Here is a 2130-nt window from a genome sequence, read left to right on the forward strand (position 1 = left end):
GGCAGCCGCCACCAGCGGGTCCACCGCCAGGTGGGGACGCGCGGCATGGCCGCCCACGCCGGTGATGGTGATGAACACCCGGTCTCCGGCCGCCAGAAAGGCGCCGGGCCGCATGAGGAAGTGGCCCTGCGGCGCGCCCGGGTGGTTGTGCATGGCAAACACCATGTCGCAGGGAAAGCGCTCGAACAGCCCATCGGCCACCATGGCCTTGGCGCCGCTGTCGAAGCCGCGCTCCTCCGCTGGCTGGAAGACCAGGTTCAAGGTGCCGGAAAAGCGCCGCGTGGCCGCCAGGTGCCGCGCTGCGCCCAGCAGCATGGCGGTGTGGCCGTCGTGCCCGCAGGCGTGCATGCAGCCGGGCACGCTGCTGGCATAGGGCAGGCTGGTCTCCTCCTGGATCGGCAGGGCGTCCATGTCGGCGCGCAGGCCCAGGCGCCGGCTGCCGCTGCCCACGCGCAGCTGTGCCACCAGGCCTGTCTGGCCGATGCCGCGCGTGACCTCGTAGCCCCATTGCTGCAGCTTGCCGGCCACGAAATCGGCCGTGCCATGCTCGGCAAAGGCCAGCTCCGGGTGCTGGTGGATGTGGCGGCGCCAGCCGGCCAGCTCGTCGTGCTGGGGGGCCAGGTCGTCGATGCGGGTCAGCCCAGGCAGCAGGTTCGTCGTCGTCATGATCATCAATTGGAGTCCAGCTCGATCTTGTTGTCCCGGGCGATGCGCTGGTAGAAGGCGATGCGCTCCGCGATCTCCTTGCGGTAGGCGGCCGGGGTGATGTCCTGGGGCACCATCATGCCCTTGTCCACCCACACGGCCTGGTTGGCCGGGTCGGTCACGATCTTGCGCGTGGCCGCGTAGAGCTTCTGCACGATGGCATCGGGCGTGCCCGCAGGCGCGGCCAGGCCGTTCCACGAGGTGAGGTTCAGGTCGGGCAGCTTGAGCTCGGCAAAGGTCGGCACGTCGGGCAGCTGCGGCACGCGCGCGGGTGCGGCCACCGCCAGGGCGCGCAGCTTGCCGTTCAGGATGTTGGACAGGTTGGACGAGAGGTTGTTCCACGTCAGCTGGATCTGGCCGCTGAGCAGGTCGTTGAGCGCCACGCCCGCGCCACGGTAGGGGATGTGGGTCATGGGGAATTTGGCCTGGTTCTTCAGCAGCTCCATGCTCAGGTGCGACACCGAGCCCGTGCCCGCGCTGGCGTAGTTGAGCGCCGTGGGGTTGGCGCGCGCGTACTTCACCAGCTCGTCGAAGCTCCTGATCGGCAGGCCCGCGTGGATCACCAGCACATTGGCCAGGCGGCTGATGAGGGTGATGGGCGCGAAGTCTTTCACTGCGTCGTAGGGCAGCTTGGGGTTCATCGCAGGGTTGACCACGTGGGTGCTCTGCGAGGTCACGATCAGCGTGTAGCCGTCGGGTGCGGCCTTGGCCACATAGGCCGAGCCGATGGCGCCGCCCGCGCCGCCGCGGTTGTCGACCACCACCGGCTGGCCCAGGCTGCGCGCCAGGCGGTCGGCGATGAGCCGGCCCGAGACATCGACCGAGCCGCCGGGCGTGAAGGGCACCACCAGGCTGATGGGCCGTGTGGGGTAGGGCGCATCGGCCGCGAAGGATGGCAGTGCCAGGCCGGCGGCGGTGGAGGTGAGGAACTGGCGGCGGTCGATGGTCATGGTGGTGGCGGATGGTGAGAGGTGGGATGGGGTAGGAATGGGCGAATGCTAGGCATTGCGTGCCCGCGCATCAAACGACAAAATCGTGGTCCGTGATGACACAATGTCATCACCCTCCCGTTTGCATTCGTCCATGAAACTGCGCTCTCCCTCCCTGGTCGAACTCCATGCCTTCCTGGCCGTGTGCCGGCTGGGCAGTTTTCGCCAGGCGGCCGAGGACCTGTGCGTCACGCAGGCGGCCGTAAGCCGCGCCGTGCAGCGGCTGGAGCAGCACCTGGGCGACTGCCGCCTGTTCGAGCGCTCGCCCCAGGGCGTGCTGCTCAGCGAGCGCGGGCGCCAGCTGCGCCAGTTGACCGAGCGGCACGTGATGGCGCTCGAGTCTGCCACGGCGCTGTTCGTGGCGCCGCGCGCGCCGGGCACGCTGCGGCTGTCGGTCATCCCCACGCTGGGCACCAAGTGGCTGCTGCCGCGCCTG

At 69.3% G+C, this 2130-nt stretch carries 3 protein-coding genes; 1 reads left to right on the forward strand and 2 read right to left on the reverse strand.

Features of this window, described 5'->3' with window-relative positions:
• A partial coding sequence (locus PMI14_RS22365; protein WP_035205151.1) for an amidohydrolase occupies positions 1-666 on the reverse strand: 666 nt, incomplete at its 3' end.
• Positions 667-671: 5 nt separating this feature from the next.
• Positions 672-1655, reverse strand: coding sequence for a tripartite tricarboxylate transporter substrate binding protein (locus PMI14_RS22370; RefSeq protein WP_007857679.1), 984 nt, complete (start codon positions 1653-1655; stop codon positions 672-674).
• A gap of 133 nt (positions 1656-1788) precedes the next feature.
• On the opposite strand from PMI14_RS22370, the gene PMI14_RS22375 reads away from it, so the two are divergent.
• The coding region (locus PMI14_RS22375) for a LysR family transcriptional regulator (protein WP_007857680.1) at positions 1789-2130 on the forward strand (342 nt) is incomplete at its 3' end.

This window comes from Acidovorax sp. CF316, assembly GCF_000276605.1.
Classification (GTDB): domain Bacteria; phylum Pseudomonadota; class Gammaproteobacteria; order Burkholderiales; family Burkholderiaceae_C; genus Acidovorax.

Coding starts and splice junctions, on each gene's coding strand:
- PMI14_RS22370 (WP_007857679.1), bottom strand. CDS start 1,655: ATGACCATCGACCGCCGCCAGTTCCTCACCTCCACCGCCGCCGGCCTG.